Below are 26525 nucleotides of genomic sequence, written 5' to 3'. Positions count from 1 at the left end.
AATTATTCAGCCGCTTCCGGCGCGTCTGGTAAGCTGTCTTCTTGAGGAGCAGACTGTTGGGCCTGTGCCTTTGGTGCCCGTGGTTTTCTGGGGCGCTTTGGCTTTGGCGCACTCTCCGGCGTTTCAACCAAACCACTTTCGCCTTGTACAGGTTCAGATACCTGCAGGATATCGGGTTGCTCGCCCTCACCACTTGTCACATTTTCGACGGGATTGTTCTGCTCGTTATCTTGCGTCGAACGCTCCGCGTCACGTTGCGCCTGACGTTCACGTTGCTGTGCTTCATGCTCGGCTTTGCGGGCCTCGGCCTCGCGCGTGGCATCGCCCAACATGCGCGTATAATGTTCAGCATGTTGCAGAAAGTTTTCCGCCGCAACGCGGTCATTTGACAGTTGGGCATCGCGCGTCAGCTGCTGATATTTGTCAATGATCTGCTGCGGTGTTCCCCGCACTTTGCCCTCGGGGCCCGAGCTGTCAAAGACACGGTTAACGTTATTCCCTTGGGAGCGATTGCGATTGTTCTTGCCGCGTGATCTTGATTTTGGTGATCTCATGATATCTTCGTTTTGCCTTGATAGTGCCGACGCCCTAGCCTGTATCTTGATCCCTATGGTTGGTAACCGGGTCAGATAAAATATTGGCTTAACCGTCAGCGTGACTGCAAATTGCGTCGATCGCTGTCTATCTCTGAGTAAACATGACAATCGGGGCAATACAAGGGCATTCTGCTACTTTCACCGAAGTTTGTGCCGGATGGGGCCGGAATATCGCTAAATTTAATCGTTTATTTAGCGAATCCGGCCAAACACAACGCGGTCCCGGTTGTCGAGATCCTTTGAAACCATCACTTGATCCATCCCGGATTCGCGCATGAACGCTGCAACGGCATCGCCTTGTGTCGCGCCGATCTCGACGATCAGTCTTCCCTTCGGTTTCAAATGATCCGCAGCCCGGGCCACGATTTTGCGATAGGCCGCCAGCCCGTCACCCTCATCCGTCAGGGCCATCCGTGGCTCATATCCCAGTTCAACGGATAGTCCCGGCATTTCATCAGCGGTGATATAGGGCGGGTTGGACACAATTAGATCAAAGCGACCTGAAATACCTGAATACCAATCAGATTCGAAGAAATCGCACCGATCAATTATTCCATGCTTTTCGGCGTTTGTACGGGCAACCTCAAGTGCCAATGCAGAAACATCCGTCGCAGTTCCCGTGGTCCCTAGGCGTTCGGCAAGCAGCGTTAGTAAGATGCAGCCCGATCCGGTTCCAAGATCCAGAACCGAGCCAAACGGCTCTTTTAACGCCTCGCGGATCAGGCATTCAGTCTCTGGTCGCGGATCCAACACGCGACTATCGACGTCAAACCGCCGCCCGTAAAACTCGCGATACCCACGTAAATGGGAAATCGGTTCCCCCGTAGCCCGCCGCATCGCCAGTTTCATTGCCGCTTCATGGGCAGGAGCACCCAACGGGTCCCGCGCAATGATTGTGATCCGTCCAGCTTCCACCCCAATCACATGCGCCAAGAGCAATCTTGCCTCGCGCGCTGCGTCTTCATTCCCATGCTCTCGCAGATATCTGGTCAATGACGTCAGAGCATCCTGAACGGTTGCCGTCATCCGTTCATCTCGGCCAGTTTCGCCGCCTGATCATCGGCTGTCAGGGCATCGATGATTTCATCCAGATCACCGCCAACCACCTGATCCAGTTTGTAAAGCGTCAGGTTGATACGATGATCCGTCATCCGGCCTTGTGGGAAATTATAGGTCCTGATCCGTTCAGACCGGTCCCCCGACCCAACTTGTGATTTCCGATCGGCTGAACGTTCCGCATCCACGCGTTGCCGCTCCATATCATAGAGCCGCGTTTTCAGAACCTGCATGGCAATCTCGCGGTTCCGGTGTTGGGATTTTTCGGAACTGGTCACAACAATCCCCGACGGAATATGCGTGATCCTGACCGCCGAATCCGTGGTGTTTACGTGCTGCCCACCCGCGCCAGAGGCCCGCATCGTGTCGATCCGAATATCGCCCGGATCAACCTCGATATCGACATCCTCTGCCTCTGGCAGTACCGCCACCGTCGCGGCAGAGGTATGAATACGCCCCCCGCTTTCGGTTTCCGGCACACGCTGCACCCGATGCACACCGGATTCGTATTTCAATCTGGCAAAGACGTTCTGTCCCTTGATATGGGCCACGACCTCTTTGATTCCGCCCAGTTCCGTGGCGTTTTCTTCTAGAATTTCAAATTGCCACCCACGCCCTTCGGCATAGCGCTGATACATGCGCAGCAGATCACCCGCGAACAACGCTGCCTCTTCTCCGCCTGTGCCCGGCCGAATTTCCAGCAGCGCAGGTTTAGCATCCGCGGCATCCTTGGGCAGCAGCGCCAGTTGCAGGGCGTTTTCCTCAGCAGGCAGGCGCTCGGCAATCTCCCGCAGTTCTTCTTCGGCCAGTTCCTTCATCTCTGGATCATCCAGCATCGCCTGCGCGGCGTCCTGATCCGCCAAAAGCTGCCGATAGGATTGTATCTGATCTACCACCGGCTTCAGGCTGGCATATTCCCGCGCCAGTTCAGCAATTTCATCGCCCGAGGCCCCCTCGGCCATCTTCGCCTCAAGGAACTCAAACCGTTCGGAAATCTGGGTTAGTCTGTCTAAAGGAACCATGTGCCTGATGTCCCCTATCGGGCAGAGTTGGTCAAGCCTCATCCGTATGATATAATTACGCCATGCGATTGTTGGTTCTGATAAGCCTTGTTCTGGCCGCCCCTGCGGTGGCTGATGTGAATTCGCCATCTGGCAAGATCATTGAATGTTTCTGCACCGACAGCACCGGTGGCCGGGTGGAACTGGGTCAGGAGATTTGTTTGTTCGTTGACGGGCGCTCCTTTATGGCGCTCTGTGATATGTCGCTGAACAACCCCACATGGCGTGACACTGGCCGCGATTGCCTGTCTTCTCAACATCGCCCGCCGCTGCAATCCACCCCGTACAATCCTGCCCCAATCAACGGATAGAAATCCCTGGGCGTGCGACAGGACCGACGGTGGACATCTGGATGAACTGATGGCTTAGTGACGCAAAATCACGACACGGTTTGCGCCATGCCCAAAGACAACTCAGCCCTGATTCATGATCCCAACGGCGGAATGCCGCGATTGTTAGAAATCATGCGACGCCTGCGCGACCCCGAAACTGGCTGCCCGTGGGACATCGAACAATCCTTCGCCACCATCGCCCCCTACACGATCGAAGAGGCCTATGAAGTCGCTGATTCCATCGAACGCGAAGCCTGGAATGAACTGAAGGGTGAATTGGGCGATCTGCTGTTTCAATCTGTTTTTCACGCACAAATGGCCGAAGAGGCTGGCTTATTTGATTTCAACGATGTTGCCGACACCATGTCTGATAAGATGGTCGCCCGGCATCCGCATGTCTTTGGCAGCGAGTCCCGCGATAAATCTGCCGAGCAACAAACCAAAGACTGGGAAACGATCAAAGCTGCAGAGCGCGCCGGTCGCGCCGAACAGGGCACGCTAGATGGCGTCGCCATCGGTCTGCCCGCATTGCTGCGCGCGGTGAAATTGCAAAAACGTGCGGCCAGAGTGGGGTTTGATTGGCCTTCCACTGATGAAGTTCTGGACAAAATCCAAGAGGAGGCTGCCGAACTCGTCGACGCGCGCGACAATCTTTCCCACGATGAACTTACCGAAGAATTTGGCGATCTGCTTTTTGTGATGGCTAATCTTGCCCGCCACTTTGGCATCGAACCAGAATCTGCGCTTCGCGCCGCAAATGCCAAATTTGTCAGACGGTTTGAGGGCGTCGAGGCAAAGCTCGCAGAGCGTGGCAAGCGCCCCGAACAGTCTGATTTGTCAGAAATGGATGCCTTGTGGGATCAGGTGAAACTGGATCAGCGAAATTTGACCAAGTGATTTGATCAGGTATTGACCCGACTTTTTTAGTCGGGTTTATAGGCGGCACAAATTATCATGAACGGAATCACTATGTTCAATCGTCTAAATTCCCTGTTCGCCACTGCCGCTTTGTTGGCATCAGCCGCCCCGACCCTGGCAGAAGAGGTCAATATTTATTCTTATCGTCAGCCAGAATTGATTGCACCGCTGACCGATGCCTTCACCGCCGAAACAGGCATCACTGTGAATGTGGTTCATCTGAACAAAGGTATGGTTGAACGCCTAAAGGCCGAAGGCAGCCGTTCGCCTGCTGATCTGGTCCTGACCGTCGACATCTCCCGCCTGTATGCAATAGTCGAGGCAGGCCTGACCCAAGCCGTTGAATCAGACACATTGAATGCCAACGTCCCTGCCCTCTATCGTGACCCGGAAAATCGCTGGTACGGCCTGACAACACGGGCCCGGATTGTCTATGCGTCCAAAGACCGGGTAGCAGAGGGCGAAGTCACCACTTACGAGGATCTGGCAGACCCGAAATGGGCAGGCCGCATCTGTACCCGCTCAGGCCTGAACGCCTACAATGTTGCGCTTACATCTGCAGTTATGCACCACCATGGCGAAGAGGGCGCGCGCGTCTGGCTTGAAGGCCTGAAATCCAACCTCGCCCGTTCCCCCGAAGGCAATGACCGTGCACAGGTAAAGGCCATCTGGGCCGGCGAATGCGATATCTCTCTGGGCAACACCTATTACATGGGCAAGATGCTGTCTGATGAGGAACAAAAAGCCTGGGCCGATAGTGTTCGCATCGTATTCCCCACCTTTGAAAACGGCGGCACCCACGTGAACATTTCTGGCGTGGCCATGACCGCTGCAGCCCCAAACAAGGAAAACGCCCTGAAGCTGATGGAATTTCTGACCTCCCCCACAGCACAGGAAATCTATGCCGAGGCGAACTACGAATACCCAATCGCCCCGGGCACAGAGCCTACAGAACTGGTACAGGGTTGGGGTGAGTTTACTCCCGACGATGTCAACCTGATGACACTGGCCGCCGAACGCGCCAATGCCCTGCGCCTGACCGAAGAGGTCGATTTCGACGCTGGCAGCTAACGCCGGCATAAAGTAAGCCAAAAGGCAGATCCTCTGGTTCTGCCTTTTTTTTCATTCGAGACAGATCGGGCCGAACCAGTTTGTATTCCCGACTCCTACTAGCAACAGATCGAAAATCTCGATGAAAGAAAAATTAAATGACTCACGCATTTTTATTCTGCTGGGTTAGTCTTTGGAACGTTCGAATTAGTCCGTTAGGTGAAAACAATGACGCATACAAACGTCAGTCGTCCCCCAAAGTCAGTTACTCGGCAATTTACGGCTACTCTTGGGTTCATTGGTTTCATCATGTCCTTGGTCGTACTCGGTAGAGTAGATTACAGCAGAACCAGCGAAACTTTATTCGCTATGATCGCAACAGCATTACCGATGATTGTGTATGAACTGTTCGTTGTAAAATCCTACAAGGAATCCTCTTCTGGTCTTTCAATTGGCCATATGCCAACAATCAAAGAAATAAATTGGCCAAGAGTTTTTGTTAAGCTGATCGGCTTATGGGGAACACTTCTGTCAATCGGCATACTTTATTGGTTATTTCCAGAGTATCAGAAGGACTTCTATCAGCCATTCCATGATACATGTCTGAAGTATCTACCAGCATACCTGATCTGCGCGATCCCATACTTTATATATCTTGACCGCCATATGAATGATCCAAACGACGGCTACTGGCATGCTGGAAAGTTGTTCACCGCGGACTTTGAGTCGATCGATTGGACTGAACTCAAATCATACGCGTTAGGCTGGATTATCAAGGGCTATTTCTTGCCTTTAATGTTTGTTTTTTTCATTAGCAGTGTCGAATATCTATCCAGCACATCGCCAATGGTCGTATTTGAATCAGTGCCGGGAATGGTACGCTACGTGGGCAGCGCCACGCTAGGCATAGATTTGGCTTTTGTCAGCATTGGATACGTGCTCACCTTGCGACTTACGAATTCGCACATTCGCTCCCCGAACCCGATGTTTTGGGGGTGGACCGTAACATTGATTGTTTACACGCCATTCTTTTCACTTATTAGCAGCAGTTACCTTGACTATTGGGATGACAGCAATTGGGTCGACATGCTGAGTTCATCCGGGACATTTTTGATAGCGGCATGGGGCATTGCCATCGCCGTAACAAAGATTTTCTGGGCATGGTCTACAGTCAGCTTCGGGTTGCGGTTTTCAAACCTAACAAATAGAGGCATCATCACCAACGGGACTTATCGTTGGTTCCGCCATCCATCTTACATATCAAAAAACGTGTCATGGTGGCTAATCTCCGTTCCATTCTTTTCAATTGAAAGCACAGAGAATGCGATCCGGCATTCAGTATTGCTGATCTTTATCAATATTATTTATTTCTTAAGGGCCAAAACAGAGGAACAACATCTATCAGAAGACCCGGTATATGTGGAATACGCACTCTGGATAGAGGAACACGGAAAACTGCGTTGGATCAGAAAAATATTTCCCTTTGCAAGCTACCGTCCACCCGCGACATTCGTTCGTGAATTGGCTGATTAACCATAAACAATCAACCGTATCTGCATAGTTGAGCGATGCCTTACGAGCGGTTTAACCACTGTCCCGCCAACGATTTACAATCGGATACCGCCGATCCAACCAGAAGGCGCGCGGCGTCAGGCGCGTACCCGGGGCGGACTGAAAGCGTTTGTATTCAGAGATGTAAAGCAAGTGTTCGACCCGTTTCACCACATCCGGATCATATCCCTGATCGATAACTTGCTGAACACTCAGCTCCTTGTCCACCAAGCCTTCCAGAATACCATCAAGGATATCATATGGCGGTAGGCTGTCTTCGTCCTTCTGGTCTGGCCGCAATTCTGCCGAAGGTGGCTTGTCGATAATATTCTCTGGAATAACAACGCCTTCTGGACCTTTCATCCAATCACGATGTACCCGGTTTCGCCAACGACACTGCTCAAACACGCGGGTTTTGTAGAGGTCTTTGATCGGGTTGTAGCCGCCATTCATATCACCATAAATCGTGGCATATCCCACGGCGACCTCGGATTTGTTCCCGGTGGTCAACAGCATTTCACCAAACTTGTTCGACAGCGCCATCAACAACACACCACGCAGGCGGGACTGAATATTTTCCTCTGTCAATCCGGGCTCCAGCCCCTCAAACAACGGGGCCAGCGTTTCGGTCACAGCCGCGCGGCTTTGTGAAATTGGTACGAAATCATACCGACAGCCCAGATTTTCTGCGACGGCCTTTGCATCATCCAGCGAAGACTGGGATGTATATTCCGATGGCAACATCACACAGCGCACATTTTCCGCCCCCAGCGCATCCACCGCGATGGTCGCGACAATGGCACTGTCGATACCGCCTGACAGGCCTAACAACACTTTCTCAAAACCGGTCTTGCCTACATAATCACGCAAGCTTTCGACCATGCAGCGATAGTCCTGTTCCCATTCGTCAGGCAGGGTTGCGAAAGCACCCGTTTCTACGCGCCAGCCCTCGTCCTCACGTACCAAATCGACATGAGCGATCGCCTCATCAAACACGGGCATTTGCAAAGCCAATTCACCACCGGGGTTTAGAATGAAAGTTCCACCGTCAAAGACCTGATCATCCTGCCCGCCAACCATGTTCAGATAGATCAGGGGCATACCGGTTTCGATCACTCGGGCGACCATCAGATTTTGGCGGGTCTCCATCTTATTTCGGTAATAGGGCGATCCGTTGGGAACCAATAGAAACTCTGCGCCGGTCTCTTCCAGTGTTTCTGCAACATCTTCGTGCCAGGCATCCTCGCAAATCGGGCTCCCGATCCGCACGTTTCCAACGGAATACGGGCCGCCCAAAGGCCCGGCATCATAAAGCCTGACCTCGTCAAACACTGTCTCGTTGGGCAGATGATGTTTCAAAACCCGACTCATCACTTTGCCGTCTTTTACAATGTAGTAGGCGTTGTAGAGCGACTCACCTTCAAGATACGGCCCGCCAATTGCCAATACTGGACCATCTGCGCATTGTGCTGCCAGTTCCTCAACATGGTGCATCGCGTCCTCGGCAAAGGCACGTTTTCGGATCAAATCCTGTGTGTTGTAGCCCGTGATGAACATTTCAGTCAGGGCGACCAGATTTGCACCGGCATCCCTGCCCTGCTCCCACGCAGATTTTGCCTTGGCCGCATTGCCTGCCAAATCCCCTAAAACTGGGTTTAACTGCGCCAGTGTTATACGAAATCTGTCGGGCATTTCCGCGTCCTTTGTATGATTAACACCTCTATTACCAGACCCAAGCTCAGACGAAAGAGCGAACCTTGCCTGAATTCGATGATGATCGGCAAAAGCCGTTGTTTCCGGCGCGTGGTACGGTTAGGTTTGCGCTGACAAACAGCCCGCGAAGAGCAGAGGAAAGCCAGGTGAGCCTTTCAGGTAAATCCAAAAACTATGGTCGATTTGCTGCGGCGATGGCTGCGTCTTTTCTGTTGATGGCCAACGATGTGACCGCGCAATCCAACGATGATGTTTCTCGTGTCAAGGATGAAGTTGGTGGCATCTATGAGGGCACCTTTGAAAATGGCAAGCAGCATGGGCGTGGCATCTATACCCTGCCCTCAGGTTTCCGTTACGAAGGAGAGTGGGTAGACGGCACCATACAGGGCCGCGGCATCGCGCAATATGCCAATGGCACAGTTTATGAAGGTGAATTTGTCGACGGTGAACCGCACGGTTTTGGCAAAATCGTGTTTGCCGATGGCGGAACATACGAGGGCGACTGGTTTGATGGGTCCATCACAGGAAATGGTATCGTAAACTACGTTAATGGCGTGGTTTACGAGGGCGGATTTCTGGACGCCCAACATCACGGTATCGGAACGCTGCGCAACCCAAACGGCTTTGTCTACCAAGGCGAATGGGAAAAAGGTCTCCGCCATGGCTTGGGTATAATCACCTATCCAGATGGGTCTATCTATGACGGTGAACATGTCAACGGTATCAACGAAGGCACCGGAACTCTGACCACCCCTGACGGTCTGCGTTATGACGGCGACTGGGCTGGCGGGGCGATGAATGGCATAGGCACCCTTATTCTGCCCAATGGCGACAGATTCGAAGGCACGCTGGCCAATGGCAAACGTCAGGGCCAAGGCGTCATGACATACGCAAATGGTGACGTGTACGAAGGAAACTTCAACAACGACCGTCGCGATGGCAACGGCACCATCACATATGCAGAAGGTGACAGCTACACCGGGGATTGGGTCAATGGCCGACTGGAAGGATTCGGCGTTAGAACCTACCCGGACGGATCTGTCTATGCTGGCGAGTTTGTCGATGATCTGGTCGAAGGCAAAGGCAAGATCACCTATCCTGACGGGTCCACTTATGAAGGGGACTGGTTGGCCGGTGTGATCGAAGGAACCGGACTTACACAATATTCCAACGGCATTGTGTATGACGGTGAATTTCGCAATGCGCTGAACCACGGACGCGGCAAAATCACCTATCCCAGCGGGTTCAGCTATGATGGCGATTGGGTCGAAGGCCGCCGAGAGGGCAACGGCACAACAACTTATTCAGACAACAGCATCTATACCGGCCAGCACCGTGATGGCAAACCTCACGGGCAGGGCGAAATCGCAATGCCTGATGGATTTACCTATTCCGGTCAGTGGCAAGAAGGCGAGATCCATGGCCAAGGCGTCGTAACCTATGCCAATGGCGACGTTTACGAGGGCAGCTTTGCCAACAACACCCGTCAAGGGATGGGTATTATGCGCTATGCATCTGGCGAAACAGCCGAAGGCGAATGGCAGGATGGCGCATTGGTTGACGGTGGCGACCAATAACCTTCCCCATGAACCGCAAAAAATGAAATTGGCCTCTTTTCTTCTTTGTTAAAAGTCATATTATCGCGCGCATGACGAACCGCACTCATATCCCTGCTGATAGCCGCCGCATCACCGATGTGTCGTGCCTTGGTGCTGTTCTACTCCTAACCCGCCTCTGAGCGTGCCGTCTCGGCGCGACCGCTCAGAGGATATGCCTTCGCGCCAGAACCACGGGTATAGGACAATTCAGAAAGACCAAGACCATGACTAATACTTCCACGCAGGACCGCGTTCGGATTTTTGACACCACATTGCGCGATGGCGAACAAAGCCCCGGCGCCACCATGACTCATGAAGAAAAGCTCGAAATTGCAGAGCTGTTGGATCAGATGGGTGTTGATATCATCGAGGCCGGCTTTCCCATCGCGTCAGAGGGCGACTTCAACGCTGTATCGGAAATTGCCAAGCGTTCCCAAAACTCTGTGATCTGCGGCCTTGCCCGCGCACAGTTTGGGGATATTGATCGGTGTTGGGAGGCTGTGAAACATGCCGCCCAACCGCGCATCCACACTTTTATCGGCACATCCCCCCTTCACCGCGCCATTCCGAACCTGACAAAGGACGAAATGGCCGATCGCATCCATGAAACCGTCACCCGCGCCCGCAACCACTGTGACAATGTTCAATGGTCCCCGATGGACGCGACACGCACAGAGTTTGATTATCTGTGCCGGGTGATCGAGATCGCGATCAAGGCTGGCGCTACCACCATCAACATCCCGGATACGGTCGGCTACACAGCCCCCCGTGAAAGCGCCGATTTGATCCGGCGCCTGATTGAAACCGTCCCCGGCGCGGATGACGTTTACTTCGCAACCCACTGTCATAACGATCTGGGAATGGCGACGGCCAATGCTCTGGCAGCGGTGGACGCAGGTGTTCGCCAGATTGAATGCACGATCAACGGCCTTGGGGAACGCGCAGGCAATACCGCGTTGGAAGAAGTCGTGATGGCCATGAAGGTTCGTAACGACATCATGCCCTATCATACCGGTATCGACACGACCAAGATCATGAATATCAGCCGTCGGGTGGCCGCGGTATCAGGCTTTGCCGTTCAACATAACAAAGCCATCGTCGGCAAGAACGCTTTTGCCCACGAATCCGGCATCCATCAGGATGGGATGCTGAAGAACGCAGAGACATTTGAGATCATGCGTCCCGAGGATGTGGGCCTGTCGGAAACCAGCATTGTCATGGGCAAACATTCCGGCCGCGCCGCGCTGAAATCCAAACTGTCTGATCTTGGATATGAGCTGTCCGACAACGAATTGAAGGATGTCTTTTTCCGCTTCAAAGCTTTGGCTGACAGAAAGAAAGAAGTGTATGACGACGACCTGCTCGCACTGATGCGGAACACGTCTGCGGATGGCGAGCATGAGCGGATGCAGGTCAAGTTCCTGCGTGTGATTTGCGGGACCGAAGCCCCGCAATCCGCCGACTTGACCCTGACCATCGACGGTGTTGATCACCAGGTAACGGCACAAGGTGACGGCCCGGTTGATGCGACATTTAACGCAATCAAGAAATTGCACCCTCACAAAGCGCGCTTAGCGCTTTACCAGGTTCATGCTGTGACCGAAGGCACCGATGCACAAGCAACGGTCAGCGTGCGGATGGAAGATGAAGGTTTCATCGCCACCGGACAGTCAGCTGATACAGATACAGTCGTTGCCTCTGCCCGGGCTTATGTTAATGCCCTGAACCGTTTGGCGGTCAGAAGCAAAAAATCAGCTCCAAATATGATGTAATCCCAATATGGGCCGATCATTGTGAGGATTAGCCCATATTGTTCGTTATGTATCAGAAAAGGGCATAAAGCCGCTTATAGATCGGATGTTTTGGTTCTTTATGTCCGACACCTCTTTACTGTTGTTCGACATAATACGATAACAATTTAACCCTTGCGGCGCTTCAGGCCCGTACGGGGTAGCGGGCAGATGATTTAAGAGGCAGTACAGGCAATGTTTAGCTTATTTGGCGGCATGTTTTCAGCAGACATGGCGATTGATCTGGGGACAGCTAACACCCTGGTTTATGTCAAGGGTAAAGGGATCGTTCTGAACGAACCCTCCGTGGTGGCTTACCACGTGAAAGATGGCGTTAAAAAAGTACTCGCCGTCGGTGAAGACGCCAAGCTGATGCTGGGTCGAACACCCGGTTCCATCGAAGCAATCCGTCCTATGCGAGAGGGCGTGATTGCAGATTTTGATACCGCCGAAGAGATGATCAAACATTTCATTCGCAAGGTTCACAAACGCTCTACCTTCTCAAAACCAAAGATCATTGTTTGCGTCCCCCACGGGGCCACCCCAGTTGAAAAGCGCGCAATTCGTCAATCCGTCATGTCCGCCGGGGCCCGCCGTGCGGGTCTGATCCCCGAACCGATTGCCGCAGCGATTGGTTCCGGAATGCCAATTGCAGATCCGACCGGCTCTATGGTTGTCGATATCGGTGGCGGCACAACAGAGGTTGCGGTTCTTTCACTCAGTGACATTGTCTATGCTCAATCGGTGCGTGTCGGCGGTGACCGTATGGACGAAGCGATCATCAGCTATTTACGTCGCCAGCAAAATTTGCTGATTGGGGAAACCACAGCAGAGCGGATCAAAACAGCAATCGGAACGGCCCGGATGCCCGATGATGGTCGTGGTGCTTCTACACAGATTCGCGGACGTGATTTGCTGAACGGTGTGCCCAAGGAAACCGAAATCAATCAGGCCCAGGTCGCCGAAGCGCTGGCCGAACCGGTTCAACAGATTTGCGAGGCGGTCATGACGGCGTTGGAAGCCACCCCTCCCGATCTAGCCGCCGACATCGTTGATCGTGGTGTGATGCTGACCGGTGGCGGTGCGCTGTTGGGTGATCTGGATCTAGCCCTGCGCGAACAAACAGGGCTTGCCATTTCAATTGCAGATGAATCTCTTAATTGTGTGGCCCTCGGCACCGGCAAAGCTCTCGAATATGAAAAAAACCTGCAGCATGTGATAGACTACGACAGCTGATGCCAAAGGCAGAAAACAGGTCGTCATGGCACGAGACCAGATAAAAGGCGATTTCTACACCCGACCGATCCGGCGAATCCTGATCAGTTTGCTGATCTTTGCGCTGCTGGCGGTGTTTTTACTGTGGCGCATCGACAATCCACGTATGGAACGGTTTCGCGCGCATGTGGTGGATCGGGTTGTGCCCAATCTGGAATGGGCGATGACGCCGATCACTGCCGTTGCAAATATGATCGGGGACTTTCAAAGCTATCAGCGCGTATACCAGCAAAATCAGGACCTGCGACGCGAATTGCAGCAAATGAAGGCCTGGAAAGAGGCCGCCCTGCAGCTTGAACAAAAAAACGCACGTCTGCTTGAACTCAACAACGTTCAACTCGACCCACGACTAACCTACGTCACCGGGGTCGTTATGGCGGACAGTGGGTCGCCGTTTCGCCGCTCTGTTCTGCTGAATGTCGGGTCTCGTGATGGCATCCGTGATGGCTGGGCCACGATGGACGGTATCGGCGTTGTCGGGCGCATTTCAGGGGTCGGAAATCGCAGTTCGCGTGTCATCTTGTTAACCGATTCCAACAGCCGCATTCCTGTTCGCATTCAGCCCACCGGTCAAACAGCACTTTTGGCCGGTGATAACAGCGCAATGCCATTACTTGATCTGCTTGAACGGCCAGAAGATGTCAGGCCCGGGGATCGGGTGATATCCTCTGGCGATGGTGGCGTGTTTCCTGCCAACCTGTTGATTGGTCAGGTCACCCAAGGGCGCGATCAAAGACTACGCGTTATTTTGTCTGCTGATTATCAACGGCTCGAATTTCTCAGGGTTTTACGCAGCCGCGATGGTGAACAAATCGGTGAAACCGGTGACCTGTTGACGCCTCTCGCCCCAGTGACGCTGGATCAAGTAATTGAACCCAAGGATGAAGAGGTCGATGGTTGAAACCAATACATATCGTCGCCTTCTGTTTTGGGCCATTTATTGTGGGCTGTCGGCATTCGTCGGGTTTTTATTCCTGCTACCGCTGAATTTCACCGGCCCACATTGGACTGCACCCGATCTGATCTTGGGGCTGACATATGTCTGGACGCTGCGCCGACCACATGACCTGCCCATCATCCTGATCGCAGTTGTTGTTTTCATGTTCGATCTGTTGTTGCAACGGCCACCGGGGCTTATGGCGGCAATTGTCGTGGTCGGATGCGAATTTTTGCGCAGTCGCGCGCCATTTCTACGCGAGGCGCCCTTTATCGTAGAATGGTTTGTCGTGGGGGTTGTCATAACAATTTCTTTCGCCGCTAATCGATTGATTTTGACATTGGTCATGGTGCCAAAACCTGCGCTGTCGACCGAATTACTACATACACTCGTGACCGTGATCAGCTTTCCAATCATCGTGGTGCTGTTTCGATGGGCACAAAATCTAGGTCGGGCTTTTTCCGACGGGCGAAAGGTTTCTTCATGAAACGTTCACCCAAAGATACGGTCGATAGCCAGGTTCGCATCTCTCGACGTGCTCTTGTTTTGGGTGGCATTCAACTTGCGTTCGCGGGAATGCTTGCTTTGCGCATGCGCCACTTGCAGGTCGATCAGGCCGACGAGTTCCGTTTATTGGCAGAAGAAAACCGGATCAATATCCGCCTCGTACCACCGGCGCGCGGCTTGATCTTTGATCGCAACGGCCTGCAACTGGCAACCAACTCACAAAATTACAAGGTGGTAATCCGACGGGAAGATGCAGGTGACGTGGACAAGGTCCTAAGCAATCTGGCCAAGTTAATCCCTCTTAGTGATGAAGAGATCGAAAACATCAAAGGTGAGATTTTCGACCGTCGCGCCTATGTTCCGGTGACGGTAAAGGACCGGTTGACTTGGGAAGAATTGTCGCGCGTCGCCGTCAACACACCCGCTCTGCCCGGCATAACGACCGAGGTTGGCCTATCACGCGAATACCCGATCGGCCCCGACATGGCGCATGTGGTGGGTTATGTCGGGCCGGTCAGCGATTATGATCTCGGTCGGCTAAATGACCCCGATCCCCTTTTGCAAATTCCAAGATTTCAAATCGGCAAAAGCGGCGTCGAAGTGAAAATGGAACATGTGCTCCGAGGCAAGGCAGGCTCCAGTCGCATAGAAATCAACGCCGGGGGCAGAGTGATGCGAGAGCTCAGCCGTGTTGAGGGCGACCCTGGCGCAGAGCTACAGTTGAGTGTCGATACCGCCCTGCAAAATTTCACACTCGCACGGCTGGAGGGTGAAAGTGCCGCCGCTGTCGTTTTGGACGCCCAAACCGGGGATGTATTGACCGCCGCATCGGCACCGTCGTTTGACCCCAACAAATTTGTACGGGGCATATCCGTATCTGATTACCGGGATCTAACCCAAAACAAATATCGACCATTGGCCGGTAAAGCGGTTCAGGGGGCGTATCCGCCGGGTTCTACCTTCAAAATGGTTACCGCGCTTGCCGCGCTGGATGCAGGCGTTGTTGGCTATGACGAAACCGTGTGGTGCCCAGGCCACATGCAACTTGGGCGTCGCCGTTTTCACTGTTGGAAGCGGGGCGGCCACGGGCATGTTGATCTGAACAAGAGCCTGCAACAATCCTGCGATGTTTATTACTACGAGCTTGCTCAGCGTGTTGGTATCGACCGGATCAGTGCGATGGCGGTGCGTTTGGGTCTTGGGCAAAAATATGATCTGCCAATGTCTGCGGTCAATGCGGGGCTGGCACCGACCCAGGCATGGAAACAGGAAACCCGTGGCGAAGGATGGCGTGTTGGCGACACGCTCAACGCTTCTATCGGCCAAGGCGATGTTCTGACATCCCCATTGCAACTGGCTGTTTTATCGGCCCGTCTGGCAACTGGGCGTGCTATTGTTCCGCGACTGATCAAATCCATCAATGGCATCGAACAAGATATCAAAGGTGGCGAAGATCTTGAGTTAAATCCTCACATGCTAAACCGGGTTCGTCAGGCCATGTATGACGTTTCAAACAGCCGTCGCGGCACGGCCTATGGATCGCGCATCATCGAAGATGCATTCCGAATGGCGGGCAAGACGGGAACAAGCCAGGTTCGCAGCGCACGAGTCGACAATAAAGAGGTTCCTTGGGAACAACGCGACCATGCTCTTTTTGTTTGCTTTGCGCCCTATGAAGAGCCGAAATACGCCGTTTCGGTCGTCGTTGAACATGGCGGCGGCGGCTCAAAGGCCGCGGCCCCCATTGCACGTGATGTGATGCTTCAAACACTTTACAATGGCTATCCCCCGCTTGATGCCTATCCCGCGAAAGATCGCGAACGCGTAAAGCTGATGCAGGAAACGTTACCGCTGCGCGATCCCGCGACCCTAAGACGTAGGAGCGGACGGGCATGAGTTATCTCGACACTCAGATCAAGTATGCCCCCAGTGGTTTTCGCAAACTTCTGTATTTAAACTGGCCGATCATCATTCTGCTGTCCACCGTCGCCGCCATCGGATTTTTGATGCTTTATTCCGTGGCTGGTGGCGACTTAAGCCGCTGGGCTGAACCCCAGATGAAACGTTTCGCGCTGGGAATGGTGGCCATGATCCTTGTGGCGATGGTGCCAATCTGGTTTTGGCGCAATATGTCTGTTTTGGCCTATCTGGGTTCTCTTGCCTTGCTGCTTGCCGTTGAATTGTTCGGAGTCGTCGGCATGGGGGCACAACGCTGGATCGATCTGGGCTTCATGCGTCTGCAACCGTCAGAAGTGACAAAAATCACTTTGGTGATGGTTCTTGCTGCCTATTACGATTGGCTGGATATTCGAAAAGTCAGCCGACCCCTTTGGGTGTTGATCCCGTTGATCCTTATATTGATCCCCACCGCTATGGTCCTGAAGCAACCTGATCTTGGCACGGCAATTCTATTGGTTGCAGGTGGCGGGATCGTAATGTTCGTCGCGGGCGTCAGCTGGTACTACTTCGGAGTCGTTGCTGCCATGGTCGTGGGTCTGGTCACGGCCGTATTCAAAACGCGCGGAACAGAATTTCAGTTTTTAAAAGACTATCAGTATCGCCGCATTGATACATTCCTTGATCCGGCCTCTGATCCCTTAGGGGCCGGGTATCACATCACACAGTCGAAAATTGCCTTGGGGTCCGGGGGTTGGTCAGGCCGCGGTTTCATGCAAGGCACCCAATCTCGGCTAAATTTTCTGCCCGAAAAGCACACAGATTTTATTTTTACCACTTTGGCAGAGGAATTTGGCTTTCTCGGTGGATTTTCCCTGCTTGGCCTGTACGTCTTGATCCTCGTCTTTTGTGTTGCTTCTGCTGTGCGCAATCGTGATCGATACGCGTCGCTTCTGACCATTGGTATCGGGGCAACGCTGTTTCTGTTCTTTGCGGTCAACATGTCCATGGTAATGGGTATGGCGCCTGTGGTCGGTGTTCCCCTGCCGCTGGTGTCTTACGGCGGTTCTGCAATGTTGGTTTTGTTGGCTGCCTTTGGATTGGTCCAAAGCGCCCATGTTCACCGACCGAGGTAGATGATGACAATGAACGTACTTTTTGCCGGTCGCGCAGATCGGTGGGCGGATTACCAGAGCGAACTCAACCGAGCCTGTGCGGCAATCGGCGTAGAGGCAAACATCTCCCCAGATCATGTTCCCGAAGACGTTGATTACATTATCTTTGCCCCGAACGGGCCAGTCTCCGACTTTTCTACCTTCACCAATCTCAAGGCAGTGCTAAGCCTTTGGGCAGGGGTTGAGCAGATCGTATCCAACCCTACACTAAACGTCCCGTTGACCCGGATGGTTGATACGGGCCTGTCCCATGGTATGCGCGAATGGGTCACAGGCCACGTGTTGCGGTACCATTTGGATATAGACATCGACATCTGCCGGACAGATGCGACTTGGGACGTTCATGTCCCACCACTGGCATCGGAAAGAACCGTTGGGATATTGGGGTTGGGGGCCCTGGGCAAGTCCTGTGCCGCAGCATTGTCCGGGTTGGGGTTTGACCTATTGGGTTGGAGCAGGACGCCCAAATCCATAGAGGGCGTTCATTGTCTTTCCGGTGATGAAGGTTTGGCGGAAATCTTGCAACGGTCGGAAATATTGGTGCTGTTGTTACCAGATACACCGGCGACCACAGATTTGCTGAGCTCCGAACGTTTGTCGATGATGCCCAAGGGCGCACGCATTCTAAACCCGGGCCGTGGTCCCCTTATCGACGATCAGGCGCTGCTGGAGGCCTTGAATTCGGGTCACATTGCGCATGCGACACTGGATGTGTTTCGGATCGAACCCTTGCCGTCTGACCATCCTTACTGGGCCCATCCCAATGTTACGGTCACGCCACATATTGCCGCCGAAACCCGCACCCGCAGTGCATCAGAGGTCATCGTGGAAAATCTGCGCCGCGCCCAAAACAGGGAGCCGCTATTGTATCTGGTGGATCAAACCAGCGGATATTAGCGCAGGATTGGTGGTTTCTTTGGATCAAGTCCCGGCGCCACTGGGGTACTTGCTTCTGTGACCCATAGTTGGGGCAGATCAAACCGCAAGCCAACCTTTGCCAAACGTGCGCTGACCACATCAGACGCACGGAAAAACGCCGTGTCGATAGCGCCTGCCTCGATACCTGAAAACATCAGGGCTTCGGACACGGCGCGCGCCAGCACGTTCTCGGCACCGGGCATAGGATCAATCAACGCCAGTAGATGCCCACGTGTGCCGTTCTGAAACACCGCGCTAACCAGATAAGCCGACTCCGCCAGCCCCTCTAAACGCGCGAGCTTTGCATCCAAAGCCCGCAACAATTCTTCTGGAACACCTACCGGGGGCGCGAATTCCGTAATGTTTTGCTGCACTTCGTCGGGGGATTGCTCGATCATCCCGGCCAACCAGTCAATGGATGACGCATCGAGCAATGTTGACGACGGTGCGACCTCCAGATTGATCCCCAAACCGATGCCCTGCCCGGCCAGCATTTCGATCAATTGGCGCCCCGGTAGAACTGCCGAGGCAGACGCTGTCCCCACAAAGTCCGCAAGCCGTTCCGCCAGATCAAATGCTAAGATGACCGGGCCACTTTGCAGATCAAAAATCCGCGGTTCAATCTGATCCCCATCAGGCTCTGATTGCAACAGCACCACAAGTTCGCAATCCAATAGCCGCGCATAATATGCCAGCTGGGCCGTCTCAGCACCCTTGGCAGCATCAACAGCTGCTTGGGCATGATCCAACGGTGTTGTGATGTTTGACATGTCCATCCCAAATTGGTTGTTCACCACATGTGTTGCTATGGGGCATTCACGAAAACCGCAAGCCTGCTTAACCCAACACCTCTGATACTCTATGCCTTAAATCGGGGAGCAGTTCCCGATCAAACCACGGGTTTCGCTTGATCCAGGCATTGTTTCGCCACGATGGATGCGGAAGCGGATAAACCGATGGCGCATGGTTTCGCCACGCCAGAACAGTTTGGGTAACGCCATGACGGGCCAAACCGGCCAAGTACCGCTTTTGCGCATACCCTCCAACTAACAGCGTTAGTTTCACATCAGGCAAATGCGTCATGACGCGGTCATGCCAGGTTCTGGCACAAATTGGCGGTGGGGGAAGATCTGATCCCTTGGCATTGTACCCTGGAAAACAAAACGCCATTGGGACAATGGCAACTTTGTCTCTGTCATAAAAATCTACCTCAGACACACCCATCCAGTCCCGAAGCCGATCCCCCGACGGATCTGTGAAAGGTCGACCAGATTGGTGAACCTTTATCCCCGGTGCCTGCCCTGTAATCAGGATACTTGCCGAAGGACGAAACCAGACCACGGGTCGCGGGATGTGCGCCGTATGTGTCTTTAAGAACCGATCGCGACAAATATCGCAACGGAATAGCTGTTTAGACAGTTGTTCAAATTCAGAGCTCATAAGCCCGAGATAGCAGAATATAATGTCGGAATCATTCACACTTGCATTATTTCGATATTTCTATAATTTTAGAATCATGAAAATAATACGCGATCCCTCACTCTCCGTCGAACAAGCTGCCTCAACATTTGCTGCATTGGGGTCTGAACAACGCCTGATCGTCCTGCGCACCCTTGTTCGAGCAGGGCCAGAGGGGATTACAATCGGAGAGCTGGGCGACCGCAGCGGCGTCACCGGTTCCACCCTAACCCATCACATGAAAATCCTGTCTCAGGCGGGATTGGTCACGCAGTGGAAGCACGGGCGTTCGATCATATGCATCGCCGCCGCCTATGAAGATTTGGAAGCATTGCTGCAATTTATCACCTCCGAATGTTGCGCAGACGCGCCGCATCAATGTGAAGGACACGATCATGACTGATCTCACACATTCTCACAGCACCGGAACCGTGACCCTATGGCGCAAAGTCGACAAAGCCTGGCTGATGTCGATCGCAATTTTGGTCGGGCTGGCCATTCTTGACTACAGGCAACTCTGGCCCAGCATCTCCTTCACCGGCGGTGCGCTGCTTCACACGGCACCTTTTATTATGTTTGCGATCCTCAGCATCGGATACCTCAAAGCCACAGGCGCCGAGGCCATTGTCGCCAAAGCGTTCCAAGGCAAAGAACTTAAAATGATCGTATTTGCCGCCGCCCTCGGCAGCCTTGCCCCATTTTGTTCGTGCGAGGTTATTCCATTTATTGCAGCCTTGCTTGCCATGGGGGTGCCATTATCCGCAGTCATGGCATTCTGGCTATCCTCTCCCATCATGGATCCGGCGATGTTTTTGATCACATCAGGCACGTTGGGGTTTGACTTTGCCATCGCCAAAACAGTGTCCGCCATGGGAATGGGGCTGCTGGGCGGGTTTGTCGTCATAATCTTTGCCCGATCCGCCCTGTTTGCAGATCCGTTGCGCGCCACGACTGCACCGTCCTGCGGCAGCTGCTCAGGCACTTCACCATTTGAATCGCGGGCTGAATGGGCTTTTTGGAGATCGTCAGAACGGCGCTCCACCTTCCGCGACGCAGTCCTCAGCAATGGTCTATTTTTGTTGAAATGGTTGACCTTGGCCTATCTGATTGAGGCGTTAATGATCCGCTACGTTCCTGCCGAACTGATTTCTGGCATACTGGGTGGCGAGGGTATCGGACCGATTATATTGGGCGCATTGGTGGGCGGACCGGCTTATTTGAATGGCTACGCCGCCGTGCCTCTGGTCGCGGGAATGCTCGAACAAGGCATGTCGAACGGGGCCGCAATGTCGTTCGTCCTGGCTGGCAGTGTAAGCTGTGTTCCTGCTGCAATCGCTGTCTGGGCACTGGTCAAACCACGGGTGTTTGTCGCCTATCTGACCATCGCATTTATCGGTTCGGTTCTGGCTGGACTTGCCTGGAATGTTGCCGCCTGAGCATTGGAGCCACCATATCGCCGTATCTCTCAGCGCGGTCCATGGCCCCAATTTGTTATGTCTAGGATCGTCAGTTCAGTGCGCCAGTAAGAATGGTGCGCTGTTCAGTTTTTAACTGTAATTCTCTCTCTGATTGCGAGGCGCCATTTCCAAATAGAAAAGAAACATCCTCCCAGCCTCGACACCCAATGAGATGCAAATGATACGGTTGCGGGAAAACCGTCGAAGATGTTTGATTTCCACAGAAATTCGCCCATAATGCCGCAAAACAGGTTTCTATATCGGTCGTTAACACACCACCGGTAAAAGGAACGGGCCGGAATAGGCCAAAGGCGGGCAGATGATCGAGTTTTTGAATGTCAGCAAGTCCTTCTGGACTGGGACACAGCGCAAGGTGATCCTTGATCAGGTTTCCTTTCGGGTGGAGCTTGGGAATTCGCTCGGCATTCTTGCCCCCAATGGCACGGGCAAATCCACGCTGATCAATATGATGGCGGGGCTTGAAAAACCGGATGAGGGCGAGATTCGGCGCCACTCTAAAATCTCTTTCCCGTTGGGTTTCATGGGAGGCGTATCCGGCACACACACAGCGCGTGAAAATTGTCGGTTTATTGCGCGTATGTATCGGCTTGATCCCGACTATGTCGAAGCGTTCTGCCGTTGGTTGTGCAATCTCGAAGAGTATTTCGAAATGCCTGTTGCCACCTACAGTTCTGGAATGAGCGCGCGGTTTTCATTCGCCCTTATGCTCGCGTTGGATTTCGACATTTACCTGATCGACGAAGGTATGCCTGCCTCCACCGATGTGGAGTTTAACCGCAAGGCCGGGCAAATACTGCGTGAACGTTTGGAAAGTACCACAATTGTAATCGTTTCACACCAACCTGAGGTTCTAAAGAAACTCTGTCGTTCGGCAGCGGTGTTGCGTGACGGGCAGTTTTACATGTTCGATACTCTGGAAGAGGCGAGGCGACTTTATGACTACGACGCCTAAAGCCCCGCGGTTCCATACGCGCCGCCGCCAGTATCCTGATCAGGCGGACACATCCACCGAACGGGAAGAACCGATAACATCGGCCGACAATAAAACGGCACCAGATCAAAAGAGTTATGAAGATCAAATTGCAGAAATCCGGGCAGAAGGGTTGACAGGTCGGCAGCTTCGCATGGCGCGGCGCATCGCACAACGCCACGGCATTGATGCCAGTTCAGATTATGATGCCGTCCGCCTGCTGCGCGCCAGGGGCATTGATCCGTTCCAACGCAGTAATATGCTGGAAATGATCGTCTCTGAACCGGCCAAAACCACCCCCACTCCGGCCAACGTCGCCCAGGCATTTGGACCTGCCAATGATTATTTGCCAGCAACCGAGGTAATCGCAGACGAGGCTCGCAGCCGCCATATCCTCAAAATTCAACAAGACATCGCCCGCCGGCGTCGCGGCAAGTTGATCGCGCTACTGGCGCGTTTGGCCGTCTTTGTTTTGCTGCCGACCATCCTTGTCGGGTATTACTTTTTTACGATCGCCACCCCGATGTACGCGACAAAATCGCAGTTCAGCATTAAACAAGCCTCTCCTCAGGGTGTGGCAGGCGGATTGCTGGCAGGCACAGTGCTTGCGACGGCGACAGATTCGATTGACACGCAGGGATATCTGCAATCGCTCGAGGCGATGATCGCACTGGATGAAAAGCTCGGATATAAACGGCACTTTTCACAGGAAGATATCGATTTTCTGAACCGTCTTCCACCGGATGCATCGAATGCTCAGGCTTACAAATCCTATTCCGACAATGTGAAGATTTCATTTGATCAGACCGAAGGCGTATTACGAATGGAGGTGATCGCCACCGACCCAACAACCAGCGAGGCGTTTTCGAGGGAACTCATCGCTTTGGCCGAGGACAAGGTCGACAAACAATCCCTGCGTCTGCGCGAGGATCAGATGAAAGGTGCGCGATCAAGTTTTGAGGCCGCCGAGGAAAACATGCGCGCGGCCCAGCGTCAGGTCATTGCCCTGCAAGAACAGTTCAATGTCATCAGTGCCGATGTAGAGGTCAGCCTTCTGACCTCCCGCATTGCAGGGCTGGAACAGCAATTGACACAGGATCAATTGACGCTGGACGAAATGCTTTCAAACACGCGCCCAAACATGGCACGCGTTGAACCCCTACAACGCCGTATCGCGGCATTGGAATCAACCATCGCAGATTTGCGATCGGAACTGACAATTGGTAGTCAGGAAGATCTTTCACTTGCTCGCATCGGCAGTGAGTTGCAAGTTGCCCAGGTAGAACTTGAAACCCGGCGTCTGCTGATGCAAGAAGCGCTCAGTCAGTTGGAAACAGCTCGGATAGAGGCAAACCGCCAAACCCGATATCTATCAACTGGCGTCACACCGCTGGCCCCGGACGAACCGACCTACCCACGGGCCTTTGAAAATACATTGGTCGCATTTTTAATCTTTTGCGGGATTTATCTGATGATTTCCCTGACGGTTTCCATCCTGCGTGAACAGGTTTCTTCTTGATATGAAACATATTGATCTCCACAATTTTCGCATCGGCACTGACCTGCCGCTGACCGTAATTTCCGGCCCCTGCCAATTGGAAAGCGTGGATCACGCCCTGATGATCGGCGAAACGGTGAAGGCCGCTTGTGACAAGGCCGGCCTGAACTACATTTTCAAGGCCTCTTATGACAAGGCCAACCGCACGTCGCTCTCCGGCAAACGTGGCCCCGGCAAAGCCGAAGGTCTGGCGATGCTCGCCGAAATCCGCAACAGACTAGGCGTGCCGGTGTTGACCGATGTACACACTGCCCCCGATTGCGCAGAGGTCGCCCAAGCAGTCGATGTCCTACAAATTCCCGCCTTTCTGTGCCGTCAGACTGATCTGCTTTTGGCGGCTGGTGAAACCGGCGCCGTCGTGAATGTCAAAAAAGGGCAATTTCTGGCCCCGTGGGATATGGCCAATGTGGTGTCAAAAATCGAAAGTACCGGCAACGAACGCATCCTTTTGACCGAGCGCGGGACCAGCTTTGGCTATAACACACTAGTCACAGACATGCGCGGTCTCGCGATCATGGGGCAGACGGGTTATCCCGTTGTCATGGACGCGACCCATGCCGTGGCCAGCCCCGGGGGCAAGGGCTCATCATCAGATGGGCAACGCGAATTTGCCCCACTGTTGGCCCGTGCGGCTGTAGCGATCGGGATCGGAGCTGTCTTTCTGGAAACCCATGAAGACCCCGATAACGCACCATCTGACGGGCCAAATTCAATTTATCTGTCCGATATGCCGGATTTAATAGAAAATTTAGCTGCATTTGATCGACTGGCCAAAGCCAACCCGATTAGCATTTAAGAGTTCCCCATGGCCAATTCCCCCATCCAGTCCGTCACCCAAAACTCTTGGGAGTTTTTGCGCGACCCGATGATCACGCCCACCGGGTTTCGCGAATATGACGCGCGTTGGAAATATCCGGAAGAAATCAATCTACCTGGCATGACCGCCTTGGGCTTGGGTCTGGGCACTCAAATCCGTAAACGGGGCTTGGAACCCGTCATTGCCGTGGGCAATGATTACCGCGACTATTCCGTCGCCATCAAAAACGCACTGGTCGTGGGGCTGATGCAGGCAGGGATACATGTCAAGGATATCGGCCCCGCCCTGTCGCCTATGGCGTATTTTTCACAGTTTTATCTGGATGCACCTGCTGTCGCGATGGTCACTGCCAGCCATAATCCCAACGGATGGACCGGGGTAAAAATGGGCTTTGAACGCCCGCTGACGCACGGCCCTGATGAAATGGCCGAGCTAAGGGAAATCGTCCTGGGTGGCCACGGGCAGGCCCATCCCGGTGGTGGATATGAAACAGTTCCCGGGGTGAAAGAGGCGTATCTGGACGATCTGGTTGGCGATTTTCGCATGACCCGCAAGCTGAAGGTCGTCTGCGCCACCGGCAACGGCACGGCCTCGGCCTTCGCACCGGAACTTTTTGAACGCCTTGGCGTCGAGGTCGTCCCCAGCCACAACCGGCTCGACTACACTTTTCCAAACTACAATCCGAACCCCGAAGCCATGGAAATGCTGCATGACATGTCCGCATCGGTCAAAGCCTCTGGCGCAGACCTGGCATTGGGCTTTGATGGTGATGGAGATCGCTGCGGTGTTGTCGACGATGAGGGCGAAGAGATTTTTGCCGACAAGGTTGGCGTCATCATGGCGCGTGATTTGTCCCGGCTATACCCCAATGCGACCTTTGTGGCCGACGTGAAATCCACAGGCCTATTTGCCTCTGATCCCGAGCTCATCGCAAATGGTGCCAAGGCGGATTATTGGAAAACCGGTCACAGCCATATGAAGCGTAGGGTCAAGGAAATTGGCGCCCTCGCCGGATTTGAAAAATCCGGGCATTACTTTCTGGCTGAACCGATCGGCCGGGGCTACGATTGCGGCCTGCGTGTCGCGGTGGAAATTTGCAAACTGTTGGATCGCAACCCAGACAAATCCATGTCCGATCTACGCCTCGCCCTGCCCCGCACTTGGTCCACGCCAACCATGTCGCCCTATTGTGCAGATACTGAAAAGTATCAAACATTGGAACGATTGGTTTCCAAACTAGTGAAACGTCACGCCGATGACGGCCAACTTGGCGGGCGCATGATCACCGAAGTTATCACCGTCAACGGCGCACGCGTCATGCTGGACAACGGTGCCTGGGGGTTGGTGCGTGCCAGCTCAAATACGCCAAATCTGGTCGTCGTCTGCGAAAGCCCGACGAGCGAAGATGAACTCCGTGCAATCTTCCATGATCTTGACGCAGTGATCAGGACTGAGGATAATGTCGGCGAATATGACCAAACAATCTAAGCGGAAATATTTCTCTGACGAAGTCAGATTTTTTCGCATTTGAGGGCTTGCACAGCGAAGCGCAGAGTCGTATTTAGCCGCTCACAGTTGGGATGTAGCCAAGTGGTAAGGCAACTGTTTTTGGTACAGTGTACCGTAGGTTCGAATCCTACCATCCCAGCCACAAACACTTCTTCCTTTAAAATCAATTAGTTAGCACCACTATATGTGTTCGGCTTGTAGCAGTGGTAAGCAGCAACATGCATTTGCAACGCGAATACATTTATATTGGTCGCATACCCGTGAGGGAAACGATATAAACAGCGCCGCGCGTAAAACCCTTAACCCTGCTTGACGAATGATATCTAGGGTCAGGATCTATAAACAATTTCAAACTTCAATGG

At 53.4% G+C, this 26525-nt stretch carries 24 protein-coding genes and 1 tRNA gene; 19 read left to right on the top strand and 6 right to left on the bottom strand.

Annotated elements, in window-relative coordinates; translation table 11 throughout:
• Positions 1-2: 2 nt before the first annotated feature.
• The 3 genes from AC2D8P_RS01020 to prfA all read right to left on the bottom strand — a co-directional run bounded on the left by AC2D8P_RS01020 (position 3) and on the right by prfA (position 2674).
• A complete protein-coding gene (locus AC2D8P_RS01020; protein WP_484699684.1) occupies positions 3-554 on the bottom strand; it encodes a DUF4167 domain-containing protein in 552 nt (183 codons plus the stop codon).
• A gap of 234 nt (positions 555-788) precedes the next feature.
• On the bottom strand, positions 789-1622 hold the full coding sequence (gene prmC, locus AC2D8P_RS01015) for a peptide chain release factor N(5)-glutamine methyltransferase (protein ID WP_484699682.1): 834 nt from the start codon (positions 1620-1622) through the stop codon (positions 789-791).
• Positions 1619-2674, bottom strand: coding sequence for a peptide chain release factor 1 (gene prfA, locus AC2D8P_RS01010; RefSeq protein ID WP_484699680.1), 1056 nt, complete (start codon positions 2672-2674; stop codon positions 1619-1621). The genes prmC and prfA overlap by 4 nt, the downstream gene beginning before the upstream one ends.
• A gap of 62 nt (positions 2675-2736) precedes the next feature.
• Here prfA and AC2D8P_RS01005 point away from each other — a divergent pair, with 62 nt between their 5' ends.
• From AC2D8P_RS01005 to AC2D8P_RS00990, 4 genes are all read left to right on the top strand, one after another.
• On the top strand, positions 2737-3024 hold the full coding sequence (locus tag AC2D8P_RS01005; protein WP_484699678.1) for a hypothetical protein: 288 nt from the start codon (positions 2737-2739) through the stop codon (positions 3022-3024).
• A gap of 87 nt (positions 3025-3111) precedes the next feature.
• Entirely contained in the window at positions 3112-3942 is an 831-nt protein-coding gene (gene mazG / locus AC2D8P_RS01000; protein WP_484699676.1) for a nucleoside triphosphate pyrophosphohydrolase, read from the top strand.
• Positions 3943-3999: 57 nt separating this feature from the next.
• Complete coding sequence (locus tag AC2D8P_RS00995) at positions 4000-5034, top strand: Fe(3+) ABC transporter substrate-binding protein (RefSeq protein WP_484699674.1); 1035 nt, start codon at positions 4000-4002, stop codon at positions 5032-5034.
• A 207-nt stretch (positions 5035-5241) separates the two neighbouring features.
• Complete coding sequence (locus tag AC2D8P_RS00990; protein ID WP_484699672.1) at positions 5242-6546, top strand: isoprenylcysteine carboxylmethyltransferase family protein; 1305 nt, start codon at positions 5242-5244, stop codon at positions 6544-6546.
• Between the two features lie 51 nt (positions 6547-6597).
• Here AC2D8P_RS00990 and AC2D8P_RS00985 read toward each other — a convergent pair whose 3' ends face one another.
• The gene (locus AC2D8P_RS00985) at positions 6598-8256 is read right to left on the bottom strand and encodes an NAD+ synthase (protein ID WP_484699670.1); all 1659 of its coding nucleotides are present in this window, start codon (positions 8254-8256) and stop codon (positions 6598-6600) included.
• Between the two features lie 236 nt (positions 8257-8492).
• On the opposite strand from AC2D8P_RS00985, the gene AC2D8P_RS00980 reads away from it, so the two are divergent.
• From AC2D8P_RS00980 to AC2D8P_RS00945, 8 genes are all read left to right on the top strand, one after another.
• A complete protein-coding gene (locus AC2D8P_RS00980) occupies positions 8493-9854 on the top strand; it encodes an MORN repeat-containing protein (protein WP_484700567.1) in 1362 nt (453 codons plus the stop codon).
• 245 nt (positions 9855-10099) lie between these two features.
• Entirely contained in the window at positions 10100-11647 is a 1548-nt protein-coding gene (locus AC2D8P_RS00975) for a 2-isopropylmalate synthase (protein ID WP_484699668.1), read from the top strand.
• A 213-nt stretch (positions 11648-11860) separates the two neighbouring features.
• Positions 11861-12901 (top strand): rod shape-determining protein, encoded by a 1041-nt coding sequence (locus AC2D8P_RS00970; RefSeq protein WP_484699666.1) that lies wholly within the window; start codon positions 11861-11863, stop codon positions 12899-12901.
• A 25-nt stretch (positions 12902-12926) separates the two neighbouring features.
• Positions 12927-13841, top strand: a complete 915-nt coding sequence (mreC, locus tag AC2D8P_RS00965; RefSeq protein ID WP_484699664.1) for a rod shape-determining protein MreC — start codon at positions 12927-12929, stop codon at positions 13839-13841.
• On the top strand, positions 13834-14364 hold the full coding sequence (locus AC2D8P_RS00960) for a rod shape-determining protein MreD (protein WP_484699662.1): 531 nt from the start codon (positions 13834-13836) through the stop codon (positions 14362-14364). The genes mreC and AC2D8P_RS00960 overlap by 8 nt, the downstream gene beginning before the upstream one ends.
• Complete coding sequence (mrdA, locus tag AC2D8P_RS00955; RefSeq protein ID WP_484699660.1) at positions 14361-16280, top strand: penicillin-binding protein 2; 1920 nt, start codon at positions 14361-14363, stop codon at positions 16278-16280. The genes AC2D8P_RS00960 and mrdA overlap by 4 nt, the downstream gene beginning before the upstream one ends.
• On the top strand, positions 16277-17416 hold the full coding sequence (gene rodA / locus AC2D8P_RS00950; protein WP_484699658.1) for a rod shape-determining protein RodA: 1140 nt from the start codon (positions 16277-16279) through the stop codon (positions 17414-17416). Before mrdA ends, rodA begins: the two co-directional genes overlap by 4 nt.
• A gap of 3 nt (positions 17417-17419) precedes the next feature.
• The gene (locus AC2D8P_RS00945) at positions 17420-18352 is read left to right on the top strand and encodes a 2-hydroxyacid dehydrogenase (RefSeq protein WP_484699655.1); all 933 of its coding nucleotides are present in this window, start codon (positions 17420-17422) and stop codon (positions 18350-18352) included.
• Here AC2D8P_RS00945 and AC2D8P_RS00940 read toward each other — a convergent pair.
• Both AC2D8P_RS00940 and AC2D8P_RS00935 read right to left on the bottom strand, forming a co-directional pair.
• A complete protein-coding gene (locus AC2D8P_RS00940; RefSeq protein WP_484699653.1) occupies positions 18349-19143 on the bottom strand; it encodes an SseB family protein in 795 nt (264 codons plus the stop codon). The two genes, AC2D8P_RS00945 and AC2D8P_RS00940, sit on opposite strands and share 4 nt — an antisense overlap.
• 67 nt (positions 19144-19210) lie before the next feature.
• Positions 19211-19813, bottom strand: coding sequence for a uracil-DNA glycosylase family protein (locus AC2D8P_RS00935; RefSeq protein ID WP_484699651.1), 603 nt, complete (start codon positions 19811-19813; stop codon positions 19211-19213).
• Positions 19814-19889: 76 nt separating this feature from the next.
• On the opposite strand from AC2D8P_RS00935, the gene AC2D8P_RS00930 reads away from it, so the two are divergent.
• The 7 genes from AC2D8P_RS00930 to AC2D8P_RS00900 all read left to right on the top strand — a co-directional run bounded on the left by AC2D8P_RS00930 (position 19890) and on the right by AC2D8P_RS00900 (position 26305).
• Positions 19890-20234, top strand: coding sequence for an ArsR/SmtB family transcription factor (locus AC2D8P_RS00930; protein WP_484699649.1), 345 nt, complete (start codon positions 19890-19892; stop codon positions 20232-20234).
• Positions 20227-21267: a permease gene (locus tag AC2D8P_RS00925; protein ID WP_484699648.1), complete on the top strand. Its 1041-nt coding sequence runs from the start codon at positions 20227-20229 to the stop codon at positions 21265-21267. The genes AC2D8P_RS00930 and AC2D8P_RS00925 overlap by 8 nt, the downstream gene beginning before the upstream one ends.
• Before the next feature lie 340 nt (positions 21268-21607).
• Positions 21608-22261 carry an ABC transporter ATP-binding protein gene (locus AC2D8P_RS00920; RefSeq protein WP_484699646.1) on the top strand — a complete coding sequence of 218 codons (654 nt, stop codon included), beginning with the start codon at positions 21608-21610 and terminating at the stop codon, positions 22259-22261.
• Entirely contained in the window at positions 22245-23798 is a 1554-nt protein-coding gene (locus AC2D8P_RS00915) for a KpsE/RkpR family capsule polysaccharide export protein (protein WP_484699644.1), read from the top strand. The genes AC2D8P_RS00920 and AC2D8P_RS00915 overlap by 17 nt, the downstream gene beginning before the upstream one ends.
• Position 23799: 1 nt before the next feature.
• Positions 23800-24633 carry a 3-deoxy-8-phosphooctulonate synthase gene (kdsA, locus tag AC2D8P_RS00910; RefSeq protein ID WP_484699642.1) on the top strand — a complete coding sequence of 278 codons (834 nt, stop codon included), beginning with the start codon at positions 23800-23802 and terminating at the stop codon, positions 24631-24633.
• 9 nt (positions 24634-24642) lie between these two features.
• Positions 24643-26142: a phosphomannomutase/phosphoglucomutase gene (locus AC2D8P_RS00905; RefSeq protein ID WP_484699640.1), complete on the top strand. Its 1500-nt coding sequence runs from the start codon at positions 24643-24645 to the stop codon at positions 26140-26142.
• 88 nt (positions 26143-26230) lie between these two features.
• Positions 26231-26305 (top strand) — tRNA-Gln (locus AC2D8P_RS00900).
• Positions 26306-26525: the final 220 nt, after the last annotated feature.

The sequence above is a fragment of the Roseovarius sp. YIN77 genome, from assembly GCF_057219155.1.
The sequence above is the reverse complement of the archived record's forward strand: the minus strand, read 5'-3'. Positions and strand labels throughout refer to the sequence as shown.